Raw genomic sequence first — 19,394 nt, 5'->3', positions numbered from 1 at the left:
CTCGTCAGGCGTTCATCGAGTCGAAAAACTCAGAATTCGACTTGGTTTGTTTCAGTTTCGAGATCAGGAATTCGATCGCATCCGTGGTGCCCATCGGGTTCAAGATACGCCGCAACAGATAGGTCTTTTGCAGGTCCTTGGAATCGACCAGCAGTTCTTCCTTCCGCGTTCCCGATTTCAGGATGTCCATGGCCGGGAAGACCCGCTTGTCCGCCACCTTGCGGTCCAGCACGATCTCGCTGTTGCCGGTCCCCTTGAATTCCTCGAAGATCACTTCGTCCATCCGTGATCCGGTATCGATCAAGGCTGTGGCGATGATGGTCAGCGAACCGCCTTCTTCGATATTCCGGGCAGCACCGAAGAACCGCTTGGGCCGCTGCAAGGCATTCGCATCCACACCGCCGGTCAGAACTTTACCGGAACTTGGAACCACGGTGTTGAACGCCCTACCAAGTCTTGTGATAGAATCCAGAAGAATCACAACATCTCGTTTGTGTTCCACCAGACGTTTGGCCTTTTCAATCACCATCTCCGACACCGCGACATGACGGCTGGCCGGTTCGTCAAAGGTCGAGGAGATCACCTCGCCCTTCACGGACCGCTGCATGTCCGTCACTTCCTCGGGGCGTTCGTCGATCAGCAGGACGATCAGATAGCATTCCGGGTGATTGCGTTCGATGGAATGGGCGATGTTCTGCAGCAGCACGGTCTTGCCGGTGCGCGGGGGCGCCACGATCAGCGACCGTTGGCCCTTGCCGATGGGCGCAACAAGATCGATGATCCTGGCCGAGCGATCCCGGATGGTCGGATCCTCGATTTCCATCTTCAGCCGTTCGTTCGGATAAAGCGGCGTCAGGTTGTCGAAGGCGACCTTGTGGCGGGCCTTTTCCGGATCTTCGAAATTGATCCGCTCGACCTTGGTCAGCGCGAAATAGCGTTCGTTTTCCCCGGGGGCACGGATCACGCCCTCGACCGTGTCGCCGGTGCGCAGGCTATGCTGGCGGATCATGTCGGGGCTGACATAGATGTCGTCGGGACCGGGCAGATAGTTCGCGGCCGTCGATCGCAGGAAGCCGAAGCCGTCCTGCACGACCTCCAGCACGCCGTCGCCGCCGATGTCGATCCCTTCCTCGGCATGTTCCTTGAGGATCGAGAACATCATCTCGCCCTTGCGCATGGTCGAGGCGTTCTCGATCTCCCACTCCTCGGCCAAGGACAGCAGTTCCGCCGGGCTCTTGGCCTTGAGTTCGGAGAGGTTAAGACGTTCTTCGGACATGATATCACCGGGGTACCGCGCCTTGCCGCGCGGCTGGTCAGGTTATGGTTCGGGAATCCCCGTGCCGGACGGCCGGGCTTACGGGCCACATAGACATGACAGGGACCCGAGTCAATCCGCCCGGCCTAGAACTTGACGATCACCGACACCACGATCAGGGCCATCAATAGGGTCGGGACCTCGTTCATCATGCGATAGCGTCGTCCGGAAAGGCCCTGCCCGCCCAGCAGGTGCCGCCGCTGGCCCGCACACCACATGTGAAACCAGGTCATTCCCAGAACCCCGGCAGCCTTGGTCCAGGGCCAGATCATCGACCAGTCCACGATGCCCGGCGTCAGCACCAGGGACAGTCCGCTGATCCAGGTGGCGATCATCGCCGGGTTCATGATCAGGCGCAGCAGCTTGTCTTCCATGATGGTGAAGCTGGCCGCGGGTTCGGCCCCCTGCCCGCGTTCGGCATGATAGACGAACAAACGCGGCAGATAGAACAGGCCTGCCATCCAGGAAATGACCGCCATGACGTGGAAAGCCTTGGCATAGGGATAGATCACCGAAAGACCGTCCAGCATCACCGTTCTTCTTCTTAAATATAAAAAAAAGATAAAGGATGATGTTGATGTAGGCCCTGTGGACAGTGGGATAAAGCAGAAATCCCGCGATTCACCCCCGGATCTTCCAAATGTGGATAATTCGGGGAGGATCGGGCGAAAAATGAAATTTTCTCATATGTATCAATTTCATGGATTGTGGATAAGTCTGTGGGAGACGGGCAGGGCCGCCGATTCCCCCACAGATTCTGACAGGCGGACCCGGCAGTTATGCACTTGGGGACGCAACGCGGTTGGCCGGTGGTTGTTCCGGGCCGATCTGGGGGCGCCTCGAAACCCGTTAGACCTGCCCTCATGATTCGACCCGATTCCCCCTCGATTTTATCCACAGGCGGTTCTGCCAGGGTGGACATGCCCTTGCAAAGAACGCTTTTTTCGGCGGCAGTCCCGGCTTAGGCTGGGTCCAGCCAAGGAATCCCGCGATGATCGACGACCAAGCCAGCCCTCCTGCCCATGTGCCGCTTGCCGGTGTCATCGGAATGCCGATCGCTCATTCCAGGTCACCCCGCCTGCATGGCCATTGGCTGCGGCGATATGGCATCGCCGGGCATTACATTCCCATGCCCGTCATGCCCGAGCACTTGGCCGAGGTGCTGCGCGCCCTGCCCCGCCTGGGCTTCGTGGGCATCAACGTGACCATCCCGCACAAGGAGGCGGCCTTGACCCTGGCCGATGCCGTGACGGATCGCGCGGCATTGATCGGCGCGGCGAACACGCTGATCTTCCGGCCCGACGGCAAGATCCATGCCGACAATACCGATGGCTATGGGTTCATCGCCAACCTGCGTCAGAACGCGCCCGACTGGAATCCCGATGCCGGTCCCGCCGCGGTGATCGGCGCGGGTGGTGCAGCACGGGCGGTGGTTGCCTCGCTTCTGGACAGCGGCGTCAAGGAACTACGGATCACCAACCGAACCCGGATCAGGTCCGAACAGATCAAGGCGGAATTCGGCGCCCGGTTGATCGTCTATGACTGGGCGCAGGCCGGCAACATGCTGGACGGGGCGACCACCGTGGTCAATGCCACATCCCTGGGGATGGAAGGCAAGCAGCCCCTGCGCGTGCCGCTGGACGCCTTGTCCCCCGATGCGCTTGTGACGGATCTGGTCTATACCCCCTTGATGACGCCCTTCCTGTCCGAGGCGCAGTCCCGGGGATGCCGGGTGGTGGATGGGTTGGGAATGCTGCTGCACCAGGCGGCGCCGGGCTTTGAACGCTGGTTCGGCCGCCGCCCCGAGGTGGACGAGGAAACACGCAGGGTCGTGCTGGAATGACCTTCCGGCTGGGCCTGACCGGCAGCATCGGCATGGGCAAGTCCACCACGGCGCAGATGTTTCGCGACCTGGGCCATCCCGTCTGGGACGCCGATCAGGCGGTTCACCGACTTTACGCGCCCGGCGGCGCGGCGGTGGCTCCGGTGGGCGAAGTCTTCCCGGCCGCCTTGCGGGACGGCGGCATCGACCGTGAGGCGTTGAAAGCGGCGATTGCCGGCGATCCCGCCGCCCTGGATCGGCTGTCGGCCATCGTCCATCCCATCGTCGCTGCCGACCGCGAAGTCTATATCGCCCGTCATCCCGATGCCCTTCTGGTCGTCCTGGATATTCCGCTGCTTTACGAAAACGGATATGAAACCCAGATGGACGGGGTGGCGGTCGTGTCGGCCGACGCGAAAACCCAGCGGCGGCGCGTCTTGGCGCGGCCGGGCATGACGGCGGATCTGCTGGCCCTGATCCTGTCGCGCCAGATGCCCGATGCCCAGAAAAGGGCGCGGGCGGACTGGATCATCCCGACGGACAGCATGGATGCCGCCCGCCAAGCCGTCGAAGACATCGTGAAGGAGATCAAGGCCCGTGCGTGAGATCGTGATGGACACCGAAACCACCGGCTTCGATGCGGACAAGGACGACCGCATCGTCGAGATCGGCGGGATCGAGCTGGTGAACCACCTGCCGACCGGGCGGACCTTTCACGTCTATATCAACCCAGAACGCCCGATGCCCAAGGACGCCTTCGAGGTGCATGGCCTGGGCGACGATTTCCTGCGCGACAAGCCGAAATTTGCCGAGATTGCCGGGGACTTCATCGACTTCATCGGCGACGATGCCCGGCTGGTGATCCACAACGCCAGCTTCGACATGAAATTCCTGAATGCCGAGCTGCGCCGCCTGGGCCGCCCTGCCCTGCCCTGGTCGCGTGCCCTGGACACCCTGGCGCTTGCGCGAGAGAAATTCCCCGGCGCGCCCGCATCGCTGGATGCGCTGTGCCGCCGCTTCGGCATCGACAATTCCAGCCGCCAGCGTCACGGGGCGCTGCTGGACAGCGAACTTCTGGCCGAGGTGTATCTGGAACTGATCGGCGGCAGGCAGCCCGATCTGGTGCTGGACCAGCCCGGGCGGTCCGGCGGTCCCGTGGCCGGTTCTCCGGACAGCGGTCCCCGTGCCCCGCGCCCGGCGCCCCTGCCGCCCCGCCTGACGCCGGCGGAAGCAGCGGCCCATGCCGAATTTGTCGCACGTCTGGGTGAAAGCGCAATCTGGGCGCGCTATCGCGGTTGACAGAGTCCACCGCCGGTGACGCCATGATCCGGGGCGGACCAGAGGGGCGAAGGTGCCGATGCTGACCATGCTGCGCGAGATCTGGGCCTTCATGGCGGCGGTCCTGGAACGCATGGACAAGATCCACATGGGCCTGATCGCGGCGGGCGTGGCCTTCTATGCCATGTTCGCGGTCTTTCCGGGTCTTGCCGCCATCATCGCCCTGTGGAGCCTGTGGTTCGATCCGGCCGTCATCAACACCTATCTGGACGTGGCGCATGAATTCCTGCCCGAAGGCGCGGCGGATCTGATCGACGCCCAGATCCTGTCGCTGACCGCGGCCGGCAAGACATCCGTGGGCTGGGCATCCTTCGTGTCCTTCCTGGTGGCCACCATTGCCGCCCGCGCGGGGGTCGAGGCCGTCGTGGGGGGCCTCAACGCCGCCTATGGCGTGCGGTCCCATTCGACCGTCTTCAGCTTCATGCTGGCCTATGCGCTGACGCTGGCGATTGTGGGGATTTCCCTGGCGGGGCTTGCCACCATCGTGCTGGTGCCGATCCTTCTGAATTTCCAGGTCTTCGAACAGGTTCGCGGCTGGCTGGTCGCGGGCCTGCCCTGGGGGGCGATGTTCATGCTGGTGATCCTGGGAATCGGGATCCTGTACCGCTATGGCCCGAACGTGAAGACGCCGCGCACCCCGATCTTTACCTGGGGTGCGGTTTTCGCGGCCTTTCTGTGGGCGGCGGCATCGGTGGCCTTCTCGGCCTATCTCAGCAGCTTCAACAGCTATAACCGCATCTACGGATCCATCGGCACGGTGGTGGCGCTGCTGATGTGGTTCTATCTGGCGGGATTTTCCGTCCTGCTGGGCGCCCTGATCAATGTCGAAATCGCGCGCCGCCGCCGCGTCCGCGCCGCGCGCGAGGCCCGCGCCTCCCTGGTGGCGGATGTGAAAAAGGCGGCGGAATGACCCGCCGCCCCAAGTTGCGCGGACGCCGGCTCAGGCCGCGTCCAGTCCTTCGGTGGATGAGAAGAACATCGCCTGGCTGACGGCGGACCGGACCTGTTCCTCGGTATAGGGCTTGGAAATCAGGAAGGCGGGTTCGGGCCGTTCGCCGGTCAGCAGGCGTTCGGGGAAGGCGGTGATGAAGATCACCGGAATATCGCCTAGATCGCGCAGCAGTTCGTTCACCGCGTCGATGCCGGACGATCCGTCGGCCAGCTGGATATCGGCCAGGATCAGGTCGGGGCGGTTCTGGCCCGCCAGTTCGATGGCCGCCGTGTGGGTGCGGGCCACGCCCGTCACGTCATGGCCCATGGCCTGGACAATGCCCTTGAGGTCCATGGCGATGATCATCTCGTCCTCGATCACCATGACCTTGCCGCGCAGCGACGCGCTCATCTCGGACAGGGCGATCTGGACCAGTTCCTCGGCCTCGGCCTGGTCGATCTGCATGACGCGGGCGATCTGGTCCGGGCGCAGTTCCTCGATCGTGCGCAGCAGCAGCGCTTCGCGCGAATTGGCGGTCAGGCCGCGCAGATGGTCCTGCGCACGCGATTCGCGTGCGGTGCGCTCGCCCTCGTCGATGGGCTGGCCCGAACTTTGCCAGATCGCGTGGAAGGTGCGGAACAGCCCGATGCGGATATCGTCTTCCCCATCCAGAACGGAACGGTCGGACAGAATGGCTTCCAGCGTGGCTGCGGCATAATTGTCACCGGCACGCTGGCTTCCGGTCAGTGCACGCGCATAGCGCCGCAGATAGGGCAGCTCGCGCCCGATGGACTGGGCAAGATCGGCAGACGACATATTTCAAATCCTCGAATTCGGATATTGCGCGGAACCTATCCTAACCCCTACAGGTTGGATACCGTGCGCACAAGATTTCCGGGACTAACAAAGTAATGACATCGAAGCGAGATGATCGTCGCAAGGCGGCAGTCGAAAAACAGATCGACGAAAATCTTCGTCGCGCGTTTGAGCAGGATGCAACAGAGCAGGTTCCCGACCGCTTTCTTGCCCTTCTTGAACAACTGCGCGAGCAGAAGTGAGTTCCTTGCAAAACGCGACGATACGCGACGGTGGACGGTGACAGAATGAAAACTCCGGCTGCGGGCGACCCGCGCGACCAACTGGTTGACCACTTGCCTGCCCTGCGCGCCTTTGCCCTGTCCTTGACGCGCGAAGGGGCTGCCGCCGACGACCTGGTCCAGGACACGATCGTCAAGGCCTGGACCAACATGGACAAGTTCCAGGCCGGCACCAACCTGCGGGCATGGCTGTTCACCATCCTGCGCAACACCTTCTATTCGGCCCGCCGCAAGACCAAGCGCGAGGTCAGCGACACCGACGGCATCCACGCCGCGCGCCAGGCCACCCGGCCCGACCACGACGGGCGGCTGGCGTTGAAGGATTTCCGGCTGGCCTTCCAGCAACTGCCCGACGAACAGCGCGAAGCGCTGATCCTGGTGGGCGCGTCGGGCTTTTCCTATGAGGAAGCGGCAGACATGACCGGCGTGGCCATCGGCACCGTCAAGTCGCGGGCCAATCGCGGGCGGCGCAAGCTGGCGGAACTGCTGCATATGGAAAGCGGTGAGGATCTGGACATGACCGATCAGGCGACACTGGCCGTGATGGCGTCCAGCCACACCATCGCCCGCTAGGGTGGGCCGGTGCTCCGGCGGATCAGCGACCGGCTGGATTTCACGCGCAAGCTGGGCTTCCGGCTGGGCGCCCTTCTGTCGGTGGCAATCCTTCCGCTGGGCCTGATCTCGCTGATCCAGAACTTCAACCTGGTCCGAGAAGCCGAGCGCGGGGTCGAACTGGCGCTTCTGGGCCGCACATCCTCGGCCGCGGCGGGGGAACGGGCGTTGCTGCAAAGCGCGCTGGGTTCGGCCGATGCGCTTGGCCCGGCGGTGCTGGAATCGCTGGACCGCCCCCAGGTTTGCGCCGATCTGATGCGCAACTTCATCCAGCGCAGCGCGACCTATGTCTTTGCGGGCTTCGTGCCGCTGGATGGGCAAAGCACATGCAATTCTGCTTGGCAGGACGAGCCGGTGGATTTCACCTCCTCCGCGGGATACCAGCTTTTCAAGGAAGAACCAGGCACCCTGGTGACATCCGTCCAAAGCGGGGTCGTCAACAACCGGCCCCTGGTCCTGGTCCTGCAGCCCCTGTATCGCGACAGCCAGATGCTGGGCTATATCAGCCTGTCGCTGACCACCGAATTGCTGCGGTCCACCCATAACATCACCTTCGGGACCGAAGGCGCACGCATCGTGACCTTCAACCATCGCGGGCAGATCCTGACATCGGATACCGATGCGCAGACCTCGACCCAGGACATCCTGCCCCAGAACGTCGATCTGCTCAGCCTGCTGTCGCGGACGGAAACCAATTTCAAGGCGCGTGCCGGAAACGGGCAGATGCGCATGTTCACCGTGGTTCCCGCCGTTCCCGGCCTTGTCTATGCCCTGGGCAGCTGGTCGCCCAAGACGGCCAATGTCGGGATGTTCCAGTTGTCCCGACTGGGCGCGGTGACGATCCCCATGGCCTTGTGGCTGGTGTCGCTGGCCGTGGCCTATTTCGCGGTCTTCCGCATGGTGCTGCGCCATATCACCGTGCTGCGCGGCCAGATGCGCCGTTTCGCGATCGGCAACCGCAGCGAACCGCCCCCCGTCCTGACCGATGCGCCCACCGAAATCTGCGATGTCAGCCAGACCTTCCACAACATGGCCCGCATCCTGATCCGGGACGAGGAACAGATGGAGGAAGCGGTCGCCGAAAAGACCGTCCTGCTGAAAGAGGTCCATCACCGGGTCAAGAACAACCTGCAACTGATCGCGTCCATCATCAACATGCAAAGCCGGGTGATCGACGACCCCGACGCCAAGCGGGTGCTGCGTTCGGTCCAGGACCGGGTGGCCGCGCTGGCGACGATCTATCGCAACCTGTATCAGGCCGAACATCTTGACGCGGTCGAGGCGGGGCGGCTGATCTGCGACATCGTCAACCAGATGGTCAACGCCTCGGTCGGGCCGGGCAGCACCCTGCATGTGGAAACCCATATCGAGACGCTTGTCCTGCTGCCCGACCAGGCGGTGCCCCTGTCGCTGCTGGCGACCGAGGCCTTTACCAATGCCCTGAAATACGCAGGCGCGGCACCGGATGTGGGGACACCCTGGGTCAGGATCAGCCTGACGACGCCCCGACCGGGGCTGGGCGTGCTGGAGATCGCCAATTCCGTCAATGAGACCGACAAGTCAGGCAGCACCGGCCTGGGCAGCCAGCTGATCGAGGCTTTCACGACCCAGCTGGAAGGCCAGGTGACGTCGGGGATGCAGGACGGCAGCTTTGTCCTGCGGCTGGAATTCGATGTCCAGACCGGCAATGTCACGCCTGAGGGGCGCAACGTGGTGCTGACCTCGGCCGCGCGGGCCGGGGCGCAGCACTGAACGCTTGCACGGGAAGGGCGGAATACTATCTTGTCAGGCATGGATGCGCAGGACAGCTTCGATCTGACCACCGGCAGGGGATTGATGGCCTGTCCCCGCTGCGATGCCCTGCATGTCGAGGAAGAACTGGATCCCGGCGAAACGGCCACCTGCATCCGCTGCGGCGGCGTGCTGGCCAAGCCGCGCGGCGGGGCCTTCACGCAATTGATCGCCCTGTCCTTCACCACGGTCGTCCTGATGATGGGGGCGATCTTCTTTCCGTTTCTGGAAATCTCGCGCATGGGGTTCGGCAACGCCACCTCGCTTTTCGGGGTGGGGATGGCATTCGCGGATGGGGTGCTGCTGCCCCTGGTGCTGGCGGTGATGATGATGATCGTGGGCTTGCCGGTGCTGCGGGCCTTTCTGCTGGTCTATACGCTGACGCCCCTGGCGCAGGGCCGCGCGCCTTATCGCCACGCGGCGCGAGCCTTTCGCTGGTCCGAACTGCTGCGCCCCTGGTCCATGGCCGAGATCTTCGTGATCGGCACGGCGGTCGCCTTGGTCAAGGTGGCGGGGCTTGCGACCGTCCATCTTGGTCCCGCCTTCTGGGCCTTTTGCGCGCTGATCCTGGTCAACCTCGCCTCGCGCGGGTTCATGTGCCAGACGACCATCTGGGACGCGATCGAGGATGCGGGCCTGCATACCGACGGCCGCGAGATGGTCCAGGGCCGCGTTTCGTGACCCCGGACAACGCCCCGATCCTGACCGCGCATCGTGCAGGCCTGCTGGGCTGCCGGTCCTGCGGGCGCGTCTGGCCCGAAGGCCAGGAAACCTGCGACCGCTGCGGCGCCGATCTGGTGCCGCCCGATCGGCGCGGCCTGCAGAAGGTCTGGGCCTGGTGGGCGGCCGGGCTGATCATGTATGTCCCGGCCAACCTGTTCCCGATGATGCGCACCCAGACCTTTGCCGGCCTGCAGGGCAGTTCCGAGGCGACGATCCTGGAAGGCGTGGTCGAACTGATGCATTACGGCAATTACGACATCGCCATCATCGTCTTTGTCGCCTCGGTGATCGTGCCGATGGCCAAGTTCCTGGCGATCGCCTGGCTGGCCAGGGTTGCCGGTCGCCCCGCGACGGTGGAACAGGCCCATACCCGGCTGAAGATCTATGAGGTGGTCGAATTCATCGGCCGCTGGTCGATGATCGACGTCTTCGTGGTGGCGATCCTGTCGGCGCTTGTGCAGCTGGGCTTCGTGGCCTCGATCCATCCCGGACCCGCCGCGGTGTCCTTTGCGCTGTCTGTTGCCTTCACCATGCTTTCCGCGCAAAGCTTTGATCCAAGACTGATCTGGCGCGGCTTGCCGTTGCGAAGCCGGACAGGCACCGAGGGGCAGGACTGACACCGACATGACCGACACGCCGCCGCCCGTCAGACCGGCAAGCCCGGTGCGCAAGACTGCCGCGCGCGCCGCCCAGGCCGGGATCAACGTCATCTGGCTTGTGCCCATCGTCGCCCTGATCGTGACGCTGGGGATCGCCTGGAACGCCTATTCCACCCGTGGCGCGGTGATCGAGGTCGAGTTTGCCGATGCGACCGGCGTGACGCCTGGCGAAACCGCCCTGCGCTTCCGCGAGATCACCGTGGGGCAGGTCGAATCCGTCAGCTTCACCCCGGATCTGGCGCGCGTGGTGGTGAAGATCCGCGTGGACAAGGACGTGGCGCCCTTCATCGATTCCGAGGCATCCTTCTGGATCGTCCGTCCGCAGGTGACGGCCCAGGGGGTGACGCGCCTGGACACGGTTCTGACCGGCGCCTTCATCGAAGGCTATTGGGACGCCAATGTCAGCGGCGAACAGACCCGCTTCACAGGCCAGGACCGCGCGCCCCTGATCCGCGAGGACACGCCCGGCACGATGGTCACGCTGGCCATGGAGAATGCCGACGGCATCAGCGAAGGCGCGCCGGTTCTGTACCGCGGCGTCCAGGTCGGCCGGATGGAGAATATCCGCCTTGCCGGAACGGAAGACCAGGTCATCGCCGACGCCTTCATCGAGGCGCCGCACGACAAGCGGCTGACGACCTCGACCGTGTTCTGGGACACCTCGGGCTTTTCGCTGTCGCTGGGCGCGTCGGGGGTGTCCTTCAACGTGAATTCGCTCTCCTCGGTCCTGCAGGGGGGGGTGGCCTTCGACACCCTGATCAGCGGCGGACGGCCCGTGGAGGCAGGCCATGTCTATGCCCTGCAACCGGACGAGGATACGGCCCGGAACGACATCCTGGCCAGCGACAGCGGCGAGCCGCTGCGCCTTGCCATGCTGATCGACGATTCGCTGCAAGGGCTGGCCAAGGGGGCGGATGTGCAGTTCCAGGGCCTGCGCGTGGGCCAGGTCACGGATCTGGCGGTGACGCAGGATGAACCGCGCGGGGAAATCCGCCAGGTGGTGACAATGGCGATTTCCCCGGCGCGGCTGGGATTGCCCCAGGACGCCACGCCCGAGAATGCGCTTGCCTTCCTGGAGCAGGCCGTGTCCCAGGGCCTTCGCGCGCGCGTGGCCAGTGCCGGGTTCCTGGGCACGTCGCTGATGGTCGAACTGGTCGAAATTCCCGGCGCCGAACCGGCCAGCATCAACACAGACGCCCAGCCCAATCCCATCATTCCGTCCGTCCCCGGCGATCTGGACGACTTCAGCGCCAATGCACAGAGCTTCCTGTCCCGCATCGGCAACCTGCCGCTGGAAGATGTGCTAAGGTCGGCGACCGACATGATGAACAGCATCACCGCCATCGCCAGTTCGGAAGATACCCGCGCCATTCCCGAAAGCCTGCGCGAGACCCTGGACCAGACCCGCAGCGCGGCCACCGACATCGGCGGCATGGCCCGCGACCTGCGCGACAGCGGCACGGCCGAGAACATCGCCCGCCTGGTCGATGAAGCCGCCGCCGCCGCCGAGGCCGTCAAGCTTGCGGCCGCCGACGTGCCGGACATGGTGGACCAGATCGACGCCGCCGCCACCGCGGTCGAGGAATTCGAATTCGCCGAGATCAGCGCCCAGGCCGAAGGGATCCTGGCCGACCTGCGCGCCATGCTGGGCAGCGAGGACGCCGAACAACTGCCGCGCAACCTGTCCAACACGCTCGAGGCCGCGTCGGGCCTGCTCAACGACCTGCGCGACGGCGACGCGGCGGGCAGCCTGAGCAACGCGCTCAACAGCGCCAGCACGGCGGCGGACGAGATCGCCACCTCAGTCCAGCGGTTGCCGCAATTGATCCAGCGGTTGGAGGCGACGGCGGCGCGGGCGGATTCGGTGCTGGCCTCCTATGGTGAACGGTCGGCCTTCAACACCGAGGCCGTCAACATGCTGCGCGAACTGCGCCGCGCGACCGAGGCCTTCGGGTCGCTGGCCCGCCTGATCGAACGCAACCCCCGCGCCTTCATTCTGGGACGATGACATGACCCTGCGCCTGCCCGTGACCCTTGCCTGCCTTGGCCTTCTGGGGCTGTCGGCCTGTTCCGACCCGGAAAAGACCGCGCGTTTCATCATCGACCCGCCGGCGACCGGCGAACAGGTTCCCAACCGGCTGGGCAGCGCGGAACTGAAGGATGTGTCCCTGCCGGAATACGCATCCGGGCAAGAGGTCGCCTTCCAGACCGAAGACGGCGCGGTGCGGTCCAGCCCCGACAACCTGTGGGCCGACAATCCGCAGCGCGCCTTTACCCTGTCGCTGGCGCGGGCGATTTCGGACGCATCGGGCGCGACCGTGATCGGGGAACCCTGGCCCCTGGCCGAACCCCCGCAGCGCGTGCTGGAGGTGCGGGTGGAACGGGCGCTGGCGCAGGCCAATGGCGTTTATCGCCTGTCGGGCCGTTACTTCGTGGCGGATGAAGGCAGCGGGGCTGCGAACCACGCCCGCAGTTTCGACATCGCCGTGCCCCTGGGAGGCACCGGACCGGGGGCCTCGGCCGCGGCGGCATCCTCGGCCATCGCGATCCTGGCCCGGCAGATCGCCACGCTGTCGGGTCCGGGGCGCACCATCGCCACCACCGCGCCCGCCGATCCCTTTGCGCTGGATCCGCTGTTCTGAGCCAAATTTGGCGGATGGACCAAAAACCATCCGCCAAACCACCCGCGAGGGAAACAGGGAACCGTCAAACAGAGGAACTTCGAGGGTTGTCCCGATCCCGGTAATCGCCGGGACGGGTGGCTGGGTCGTCGTGCAGGTTCGCCCGGCCCATGACGCGGACGATGACCGGCAGGACGAAGTGATCGAAACATCCTCGATCGGGGGCGAAGGCACCGGGACGACCGACGCCTCCGCAATCCTCGCAATCCTCGATGCTGCCCCAGCAATTTGGACAGGCACCCAGGGCGCAGGCCAGCATCTCGACATGATCGACAAGAAGCTGGTTTTCCTGCTCGAGCCGGCGAAACGCGGCCCAGGTGGGACGGTCTGGTTCAGCGAGAGGAGCACCGAACCCTGACCGTCCCTGCATCTCCGCCAACAGGGTTTCGGGCGACTGGGCCGGCATATTCTGCACACCCCCCGGTCCATTGCCCAAAAGCTGAAGCGCGGCGATGACATTGTTGAAATTCGGAATTGTGTCACCCGGCATGTCCGTTTTTCCCTCCTGCTGCTGCCAAGCGAGGCGTCACCCCGTGCGACCGATGAACGGTATCAATGGAATCACTATCCATGGGGGGCGTGAAACGGGCGTGAATCGGTCAGGAAAAATCGCCCGGAAAGCGTGAAATATGCTTGGGACGTCTAGAATTCCGGAAATCGCGTGGGAAAATCCAGCATGGGCGTCGGGGCAGGGCGCGCGGACTGGTTTTCGGCCAGTTGGCGGATCGCCGCGCGGCTGCCCGGCCGCCGACCGTCCGACAGTTGCCCGGCCAGCCATCGGGCCAGCTGCGGGGCAGACATCGACGTGCCCGAGGACAGTTCGAAACTGCCGCTGTCGCGCCCGCGCAGGATCATGCCGGGGCTGTTGATCGCCCGATCGACGGGCACCAGGCAGTCGCCCGGCTGGCCGTTATCCAGAAGCGCGGCATAACCCGCGGTGGTCCCTTCGCGTCGATAGATCGCCCCGCCTCGCAGCGGACGTTCGCCCGTGGCATAGGCGTTGACCGTATCCGTGCGGATCACCGACGGATCGCCGCCGTTCTGCGCGTCGGTCAGGATCGGGAAGCCCGACGGTTCTTGGCTGCGATAGGCCGGGTCGTGGAACCAGCTTTGTCGGGCACCCCGGCGGAATCCGCGGATCACCTCGTCGCGCTGCGCCGCCAGGTCATAGACCCCTTCGGGCGAGGCATCCGCGATCCGCACCCGCCATTCGCCCGGGGGGGCGAAAGCCTCGCCCAGGCGTTCGGGGCAGGTGGGGACCGCGATCACGGTGATGCCGTCGCGCCACTGCCCGTCGCGCGTCTGATGCGGGGTGTAATAGGCCCGCGCCAGCGGCCGCCCGTCGGGGCCGGACAGGACCGAATATTGCCAGGGCAGGGTGAATGCGGTGGTGGCGGGGGCCAGCCCCGGCACGGTCAGGGTGATCCGCAGATCGCCGCGCGGAAAATGGGCATGGGGCGGCCCCCAGATTTCGATGGCGTTGATGGTGCCGTCGTCGGCCGGCAGGCGCCAGGCGATGTGCTGGCCCGGTTTCAGCCGGGCGCGCAGACGGTCCTGGCGATGGTTGCCGACAGGCAGCACGAAATGGATCGGACCCAGATCCGGGGCGGAGAAATCCGACACCGCATCCATGAAGCGTTCCAGCGGGGTGGATCCGTCGCGCGGACCGGCGGTCAGGCCCAGGCTGATGTTGATGACGACCGGCAGGCGGACCGATCCCGGCGCCAGGTTTCGCCGCCGTTCGATGAAGCGGCACAAACGCCGGGCGCGGTTGATGATGAACAGGATCCCCGCCAGGATCGGCACCGGCGCCAGGACGCCCATGGAATCCGCCGTGATCCGGGGCGGCAGGCAGACCGCGATCAGCGGATGGTTCCGGGCCCGGGGATCGGCCGGATCGAAGCCCGCAGCCAAGGGCGCCACCGCCGCGCCATGCCCCGACTCGAACGCGCCCGACGGTGTGGCGGGCCGGGTCAGATCGACCGCGCCGGTCATGCGATAGATCGTCTCCTCGCCCGCGATGGCGCCTGATGCGGCGCGGGCCAGCAGGTCCGACAGTTCCGCCCCCCGCCATTCCGCCCCAGTCGGCAGGTCGTCCCCCGGTTGCGGGCGGAATCGGGCATCCTGCAGCCAGACCGAGGCCGTGCGCGACAGGTTGCCCGGCAAGGTGAACCGCTGGTGGACAAAGGGAATGGCGTCGTCGATCACCCCGATGATGCAGCCGGTGCGGGGATCGGGCAGGGCGCCCTCCGACAGATAGGCAAGCGACGGATCGTCCAGATCCCTGTCATCCTCCCCTTCTCGCGGATCGGGGTTGCGGGAATCGTGGGACAGGATGCCCGCCGGATCGTCCAGGAAATCCTGGAAGGACGACAGGATGGCAAAGGCCAGGGCCATCATTCGAAGGTCCGCCTGACCAGATCGCGCAACGCCCGTTCAAGCTGGCCCGGCAGGTCGGCGCCGTCGTCCGGCCCATGGGGTTCGCGGGGCGGCGCGTCGCCCCGTTCGGCCCGCAGGTCATAGTAGTAATGCAGATAGGGCGACAGGCCGGGACGGAACCTGTCATGTGCCGCGCGGGGTTCGGACCATCGGGCGGGGGGCGGATCCTCCTTCAGCTCCATCGGTTGCCCCATTCCTGTTGCGCGCGCTGGCACAGCGATCGCCACAGCGGCGCCGGACGCGGCGCGGTCGCATCGTTCTTGAAGTCCGTCGCGGAATCCTGTCCCGTCACCATCCGGTCCAGGATGGCATAGTGGAAGTCGCGCGGACCCGCGGCCTCGCGGAACTGGCGGCCGTCGAATTCCGCCGATCCCACATCCGTCTTCAGGCCCCGCGCCATCAGGTAACGCCCCAACTGGATGCCCAGCACCGCCCCGGCCGCGCTGTCCGCCGGGAAATGCACCCCTGCGACCGTCCGGTTGATGGCGATCCGGCAGGCCAAGCGATAGATCTGGCTGTCGGCCTTTACCCCTGCGGCCGGATTTTCCAGCAAGGCCAGCATCGTCGCCAGCGTGAAGATTTGGGTCGCATGACCGCTGGGCAGGGCCGGATGGGCAGGTTCGGGGATGATCGGCTGGATGCGGTCGCTGAACTGGTTGGGCCGGGGACAACCAAGCGCCAGCTTGACGCGCATCACCACGGGCGTGACCAGATCCAGCCCGACCTCCAGCATCTCGGCCAAGGCAAGGTTGCGGACGGGGTCGATGGGCAGGATGCTGGCCAAAAAGGGGATCAGGTATTGCTGCTGGACGGTGATTTCCGCCAACCGGTCGCCGCGCAATTCGGCATAGGCCGCCACCAGCGGGGCGGCCTGGCTGAAATCCGCGACATCGGGGCGGGCGATCCGGACCAGGGGCAGGTATTCCAGCGCCGCCCCCGTCTTGCGCCGCGACACGGTCATGGCACGCGCCGTCTTGCCCGGCGGGGCATCGTCTTCGGTCTCGAAGGCCAGATCCTCCAGCAGTTCGGACATCAGGACGGCGTTGCGGTATTCCCGCGCCAGGCGAGGCAAGCGGGCGGCAAGGTCTAGATTGCCCCACTGACCTGGTGAAGGGTTTATCATCTCGGTGCCGACGATCGCATCGCGGGTCCGCATTAGGGCAGCGGTCATCATGGCGACGAAATCGGCGCTGCCCCCAGGATAACCTTGTCCCTGTTGGCCTTGCTGCCCCTGCTGTCCTTGCTGAGTGGACATGGCAAAACCCTCAATGACCAAGTGAATCAAAAACATTGTATCTTTGCCTTGGAGTAGAGCGTAACAACGAGTTTAGATTTCTCATATAGCTTTTTTCACATGCAGCCGCTGACGCTTCGCCTGATGGGGCCCGTCGAGCTGATCGGGCCGGGGAACCTGCACCTCACACCGCGCGGAATGCGCGCGCGCGGGGCCCTTGCGGTTATGGGCAGCGCGACCTCCATGCGGGTGCTGCGCGGGCGATTGCAGGATCTGCTGTTCAGTACGCGCGAACCGGATCATGCCAACGCTAGTCTGCGCCAGATCTTGCGCGAGATCCGTATATGCCTAAGCGATTACCGCGAAGCCCTGGTCAGCGGACCAGGTTGGGTGGGCCTGGATGGCAGCCTTGTCCGACTCGACATGTCCGCCCGGCCCGGCCCCGATGGCCAGATGCCGGATTTCGCGGCCGATCTGGATATTAATGACCCGGAATTCGAGGATTGGTTGCGCGACGCGCGGATGCATGCGGAACAGGCGGTGACGCCCTCGGCCCCCAATCCACCCGTGCTGCCTATCCTGCTGACAGCCGATCCAGTGGCGAGCGATACGGAAACCAGCGTGATTGCCGCAATGGTGACAGGTGAAGCTGCGGGGCGGGTCTGCGATCTGGTGCCGATGGTGGCCATGTCTGATCGGGCTGATCCCGGCCAATCTGCAATCATGCTGTCGGTGATGGCTAACCGCTTGGGCGAGAAGATACACTTGCTGGTCAAACTGAGCCATTGTCCCAGCGGTCGGCTATTCTGGTCGCACAAGTTCGTTCTGGACAGGGGTGACCTGACAGCCACGATGAGTGCATGTACAACGCAGGTCTGCGTGGGCGTCATGCGCGTTCTGGAAGCCCTGCGCACATTGGATGCTGCGCTTGTGGTCTCGCTTGCGGATGTGTTTAGCTACAGCGAAGGGCGGCTGAACCGGGCTGAGAAGTCGCTGGCCAGGATGGGTGACGGTATCAACGCATCCCTGACCATGGCACTGCGAGCCTGGGTGCTGACCACACAAGTCTTCGAACGCTTGGTGCCTGATCCACAAGCCAGCATTCAGGAGGCCCGGGAACTTGCCATAAAGGCGCGCGATGTTGATCCCTACAGCGCGACAGCTTTGGCGGTAGGGTCTGTCGTCGAAGGTTATCTGAAGCATGGTTCAGTCAGCTTCTGGCTGGCGCAGCAGGCAGTGCAAATGGATGCCCGCAATCCTGCGGCGCGATATGCCTATTCCCAAGCACTGACCGACATGGGCCGTCACACGGAAGCCTATCAAGAGGCGCAGGTGGGCCTGGCGGAAGCGTTGCCAGTCCTGAACCCCGCCACATGGCAGATGCGCATGGGCATCGCCCTGACCCGGCTTGGGCGTTATGAGGAAGCCGAACAGCGGTTCGACGCGGTTCAGCAATTCGCGCCGGAAAACCGCCCCTCGCTGCGGTTTCTGGCCGCGTTGCGCTATCACCGCCGGGACGAGGAGGGCGCCCTGTCGGCCCTGCAGGCCCTGCGCCGGGTCGAGCCGGGCTTTACGCTGGAGGCGATGCGCAGCGACAGCTATCCGGTCGCAACGCTTCGGCAGGGCAGGCTGCTGGGGGTCACGCGGTCGGGCCTGATCTAGGTCGCCGGTCCTTCCTCGGCCAGGATCCGTTCCGCTTCCTCGACCATCGGGTTCCAGTCGAAGCGGGCGACGATGATGCCGTGGTCGTTGTATCCCAGCCGCTTCCGCTGGCTTTCGGTCGCGGTCAGGTGGTCGTTCAGCACGCGCATTTCCCGGAACGACCAGGACCGGATCGACGAATGGTCATAAAAGGAATCCGACACCATGATGTGGTCCAGCGACTCCATCTGGTTCTGGAAGATGTAGGTGTAATAGACGTGCCGGAAGGACCGAAGCTGTTGCAGCTTTTCCACCGTGTAAAGCCCGGCATCCGACTTGCTGCCCGCCGTGCTTTTGGCAAAGAAGCGATAGCCCGGGTTGCCCGTCAGCAGTTCCGTCGAAACCGAGGTGGTGGCGTCGTTCAGATCGCCCAGGACCACCACGGGCTTGTCGTTGCGGCGCATCGTGTCGTTCAGGATGGCGCGAAAGGCCCCGGCCTCGACCATGCGGCGGACATGGGACACCACGGTCTGCGCGATGAACTTGTGGCGGCGCAGCACCGGATTGTCGTCGTCGCCCTGCAGCGCGGTCGGCCCCTTGGATTTCAGGTGGGCGACAAAGACGGTGATGTCGGGTGTTCCATCGGCCTTGTTCACCAGCACGCGCAGCAGCGGGCGCGAAAACCTGCGGATGGTGACGCTGACCGATTCCTCGGCGTCGCGGGCTTCGACCAGGTCGATGAAACGGGCGTCGTCCGGCAGGTCCGCGATCCATTCGGGCGGGCCTTGCAGCATCCCCTTGCGGACGGCCAAGGCGACCTGGATGCCCGGCGGATCGGTGGTGCGGGCCACCAGGTCATAGCGGCCGCGCAGCGCGGGGCGGTCGAAAATCTCGGCCAGGGCATCGGCGTGCCAGCATTCCTGGAAGCCGATGATGTCGGCGTCGATGTCGTCCAGGATGCGTTCGGTGAATGCGATCTTGGCGTCGTATTCGGCCTGGGTCCAGCCCGCGTCGTCATAGATCGGCTGGCCGGGCAGGTTGAGGTTCAGCAGGTTGAAGTTGGCGATGCTGACGTCTTTGCGGGCCATCGGGATGCCTGGAAAGCGAAGCG

20 protein-coding genes are annotated in these 19,394 nt (G+C 64.8%); 12 read left to right on the top strand and 8 right to left on the bottom strand.

Features of this window, described 5'->3' with window-relative positions; all coding sequences use genetic code 11:
• Window positions 1-4 precede the first annotated feature (4 nt).
• Both rho and CK944_RS05810 read right to left on the bottom strand, forming a co-directional pair.
• A complete protein-coding gene (gene rho, locus CK944_RS05815) occupies window positions 5-1,276 on the bottom strand; it encodes a transcription termination factor Rho (protein ID WP_103172098.1) in 1,272 nt (423 codons plus the stop codon).
• A gap of 125 nt (window positions 1,277-1,401) precedes the next feature.
• The gene (locus CK944_RS05810) at window positions 1,402-1,845 is read right to left on the bottom strand and encodes a CopD family protein (protein WP_103172097.1); all 444 of its coding nucleotides are present in this window, start codon (window positions 1,843-1,845) and stop codon (window positions 1,402-1,404) included.
• Window positions 1,846-2,306: 461 nt separating this feature from the next.
• Between CK944_RS05810 and CK944_RS05805 the strand changes: the two genes are divergently transcribed.
• Genes CK944_RS05805 through CK944_RS05790 form a run of 4 tightly spaced genes read left to right on the top strand, consistent with a single transcriptional unit; the run spans window position 2,307 to window position 5,385 of the window.
• Window positions 2,307-3,158: a shikimate dehydrogenase gene (locus CK944_RS05805; protein WP_103172096.1), complete on the top strand. Its 852-nt coding sequence runs from the start codon at window positions 2,307-2,309 to the stop codon at window positions 3,156-3,158.
• The gene (gene coaE, locus CK944_RS05800) at window positions 3,155-3,742 is read left to right on the top strand and encodes a dephospho-CoA kinase (protein WP_103172095.1); all 588 of its coding nucleotides are present in this window, start codon (window positions 3,155-3,157) and stop codon (window positions 3,740-3,742) included. Before CK944_RS05805 ends, coaE begins: the two co-directional genes overlap by 4 nt.
• Window positions 3,735-4,436 (top strand): DNA polymerase III subunit epsilon, encoded by a 702-nt coding sequence (gene dnaQ / locus CK944_RS05795; RefSeq protein WP_103172094.1) that lies wholly within the window; start codon window positions 3,735-3,737, stop codon window positions 4,434-4,436. The genes coaE and dnaQ overlap by 8 nt, the downstream gene beginning before the upstream one ends.
• Window positions 4,437-4,494: 58 nt before the next feature.
• On the top strand, window positions 4,495-5,385 hold the full coding sequence (locus CK944_RS05790; protein ID WP_239985977.1) for a YihY/virulence factor BrkB family protein: 891 nt from the start codon (window positions 4,495-4,497) through the stop codon (window positions 5,383-5,385).
• A gap of 30 nt (window positions 5,386-5,415) precedes the next feature.
• Here CK944_RS05790 and CK944_RS05785 read toward each other — a convergent pair whose 3' ends face one another.
• Window positions 5,416-6,222, bottom strand: coding sequence for a response regulator (locus CK944_RS05785; RefSeq protein ID WP_103172093.1), 807 nt, complete (start codon window positions 6,220-6,222; stop codon window positions 5,416-5,418).
• A 95-nt stretch (window positions 6,223-6,317) separates the two neighbouring features.
• Between CK944_RS05785 and CK944_RS05780 the strand changes: the two genes are divergently transcribed.
• The 7 genes from CK944_RS05780 to CK944_RS05750 are packed head-to-tail and all read left to right on the top strand — an operon-like array spanning window position 6,318 to window position 12,930.
• Window positions 6,318-6,464: a NepR family anti-sigma factor gene (locus CK944_RS05780; RefSeq protein ID WP_103172092.1), complete on the top strand. Its 147-nt coding sequence runs from the start codon at window positions 6,318-6,320 to the stop codon at window positions 6,462-6,464.
• A 45-nt stretch (window positions 6,465-6,509) separates the two neighbouring features.
• Entirely contained in the window at window positions 6,510-7,076 is a 567-nt protein-coding gene (locus CK944_RS05775) for an RNA polymerase sigma factor (RefSeq protein ID WP_103172091.1), read from the top strand.
• A 9-nt stretch (window positions 7,077-7,085) separates the two neighbouring features.
• The gene (locus CK944_RS05770) at window positions 7,086-8,867 is read left to right on the top strand and encodes a sensor histidine kinase (RefSeq protein ID WP_103172090.1); all 1,782 of its coding nucleotides are present in this window, start codon (window positions 7,086-7,088) and stop codon (window positions 8,865-8,867) included.
• 39 nt (window positions 8,868-8,906) lie between these two features.
• Complete coding sequence (locus CK944_RS05765) at window positions 8,907-9,587, top strand: paraquat-inducible protein A (RefSeq protein WP_103172089.1); 681 nt, start codon at window positions 8,907-8,909, stop codon at window positions 9,585-9,587.
• Window positions 9,584-10,246, top strand: a complete 663-nt coding sequence (locus tag CK944_RS05760; RefSeq protein WP_103172088.1) for a paraquat-inducible protein A — start codon at window positions 9,584-9,586, stop codon at window positions 10,244-10,246. The genes CK944_RS05765 and CK944_RS05760 overlap by 4 nt, the downstream gene beginning before the upstream one ends.
• A 7-nt stretch (window positions 10,247-10,253) precedes the next feature.
• The gene (locus CK944_RS05755) at window positions 10,254-12,296 is read left to right on the top strand and encodes an intermembrane transport protein PqiB (RefSeq protein WP_103172087.1); all 2,043 of its coding nucleotides are present in this window, start codon (window positions 10,254-10,256) and stop codon (window positions 12,294-12,296) included.
• A 1-nt stretch (window position 12,297) separates the two neighbouring features.
• A complete protein-coding gene (locus CK944_RS05750) occupies window positions 12,298-12,930 on the top strand; it encodes a membrane integrity-associated transporter subunit PqiC (RefSeq protein ID WP_103172086.1) in 633 nt (210 codons plus the stop codon).
• A 64-nt stretch (window positions 12,931-12,994) separates the two neighbouring features.
• On the opposite strand, the gene CK944_RS22840 is transcribed toward CK944_RS05750, so the two are convergent.
• From CK944_RS22840 to CK944_RS05730, 4 genes are all read right to left on the bottom strand, one after another.
• Window positions 12,995-13,459: a hypothetical protein gene (locus tag CK944_RS22840; RefSeq protein ID WP_146038611.1), complete on the bottom strand. Its 465-nt coding sequence runs from the start codon at window positions 13,457-13,459 to the stop codon at window positions 12,995-12,997.
• A gap of 152 nt (window positions 13,460-13,611) precedes the next feature.
• A complete protein-coding gene (locus CK944_RS05740) occupies window positions 13,612-15,369 on the bottom strand; it encodes a hypothetical protein (RefSeq protein WP_103172084.1) in 1,758 nt (585 codons plus the stop codon).
• On the bottom strand, window positions 15,366-15,590 hold the full coding sequence (locus CK944_RS05735; RefSeq protein ID WP_103172083.1) for a hypothetical protein: 225 nt from the start codon (window positions 15,588-15,590) through the stop codon (window positions 15,366-15,368). Before CK944_RS05735 ends, CK944_RS05740 begins: the two co-directional genes overlap by 4 nt.
• The gene (locus CK944_RS05730; protein WP_158247964.1) at window positions 15,581-16,663 is read right to left on the bottom strand and encodes a phosphatase PAP2 family protein; all 1,083 of its coding nucleotides are present in this window, start codon (window positions 16,661-16,663) and stop codon (window positions 15,581-15,583) included. The genes CK944_RS05735 and CK944_RS05730 overlap by 10 nt, the downstream gene beginning before the upstream one ends.
• 99 nt (window positions 16,664-16,762) lie before the next feature.
• Between CK944_RS05730 and CK944_RS05725 the strand changes: the two genes are divergently transcribed.
• A complete protein-coding gene (locus CK944_RS05725) occupies window positions 16,763-18,304 on the top strand; it encodes a tetratricopeptide repeat protein (RefSeq protein ID WP_103172081.1) in 1,542 nt (513 codons plus the stop codon).
• Here CK944_RS05725 and CK944_RS05720 read toward each other — a convergent pair.
• Window positions 18,301-19,371 carry an endonuclease/exonuclease/phosphatase family protein gene (locus CK944_RS05720; protein ID WP_103172080.1) on the bottom strand — a complete coding sequence of 357 codons (1,071 nt, stop codon included), beginning with the start codon at window positions 19,369-19,371 and terminating at the stop codon, window positions 18,301-18,303. The two genes, CK944_RS05725 and CK944_RS05720, sit on opposite strands and share 4 nt — an antisense overlap.
• Window positions 19,372-19,394 lie beyond the last annotated feature (23 nt).

The sequence above is a fragment of the Paracoccus sp. SY genome (genome assembly GCF_002901215.1).
GTDB lineage: Bacteria > Pseudomonadota > Alphaproteobacteria > Rhodobacterales > Rhodobacteraceae > Paracoccus > Paracoccus acridae.
This window is presented reverse-complemented; position numbering and strand designations above follow the sequence as displayed.

Excerpts from the sequence above, each read along its gene's own strand:
- CK944_RS22840 (WP_146038611.1), bottom strand. The coding sequence starts at position 13,459 with ATGCCGGGTGACACAATTCCGAATTTCAACAATGTCATCGCCGCGCTT.
- CK944_RS05765 (WP_103172089.1), top strand. The coding sequence starts at position 8,907 with ATGGATGCGCAGGACAGCTTCGATCTGACCACCGGCAGGGGATTGATG.
- CK944_RS05730 (WP_158247964.1), bottom strand. The coding sequence starts at position 16,663 with ATGTCCACTCAGCAAGGACAGCAGGGGCAGCAAGGCCAACAGGGACAA.
- CK944_RS05755 (WP_103172087.1), top strand. The coding sequence starts at position 10,254 with ATGACCGACACGCCGCCGCCCGTCAGACCGGCAAGCCCGGTGCGCAAG.
- coaE (WP_103172095.1), top strand. The coding sequence starts at position 3,155 with ATGACCTTCCGGCTGGGCCTGACCGGCAGCATCGGCATGGGCAAGTCC.
- CK944_RS05805 (WP_103172096.1), top strand. The coding sequence starts at position 2,307 with ATGATCGACGACCAAGCCAGCCCTCCTGCCCATGTGCCGCTTGCCGGT.
- CK944_RS05780 (WP_103172092.1), top strand. The coding sequence starts at position 6,318 with ATGACATCGAAGCGAGATGATCGTCGCAAGGCGGCAGTCGAAAAACAG.
- CK944_RS05725 (WP_103172081.1), top strand. The coding sequence starts at position 16,763 with ATGCAGCCGCTGACGCTTCGCCTGATGGGGCCCGTCGAGCTGATCGGG.
- CK944_RS05740 (WP_103172084.1), bottom strand. The coding sequence starts at position 15,369 with ATGATGGCCCTGGCCTTTGCCATCCTGTCGTCCTTCCAGGATTTCCTG.
- CK944_RS05775 (WP_103172091.1), top strand. The coding sequence starts at position 6,510 with ATGAAAACTCCGGCTGCGGGCGACCCGCGCGACCAACTGGTTGACCAC.
- CK944_RS05750 (WP_103172086.1), top strand. The coding sequence starts at position 12,298 with ATGACCCTGCGCCTGCCCGTGACCCTTGCCTGCCTTGGCCTTCTGGGG.
- CK944_RS05735 (WP_103172083.1), bottom strand. The coding sequence starts at position 15,590 with ATGGAGCTGAAGGAGGATCCGCCCCCCGCCCGATGGTCCGAACCCCGC.
- CK944_RS05785 (WP_103172093.1), bottom strand. The coding sequence starts at position 6,222 with ATGTCGTCTGCCGATCTTGCCCAGTCCATCGGGCGCGAGCTGCCCTAT.
- CK944_RS05720 (WP_103172080.1), bottom strand. The coding sequence starts at position 19,371 with ATGGCCCGCAAAGACGTCAGCATCGCCAACTTCAACCTGCTGAACCTC.
- CK944_RS05810 (WP_103172097.1), bottom strand. The coding sequence starts at position 1,845 with ATGCTGGACGGTCTTTCGGTGATCTATCCCTATGCCAAGGCTTTCCAC.
- CK944_RS05790 (WP_239985977.1), top strand. The coding sequence starts at position 4,495 with ATGCTGACCATGCTGCGCGAGATCTGGGCCTTCATGGCGGCGGTCCTG.
- rho (WP_103172098.1), bottom strand. The coding sequence starts at position 1,276 with ATGTCCGAAGAACGTCTTAACCTCTCCGAACTCAAGGCCAAGAGCCCG.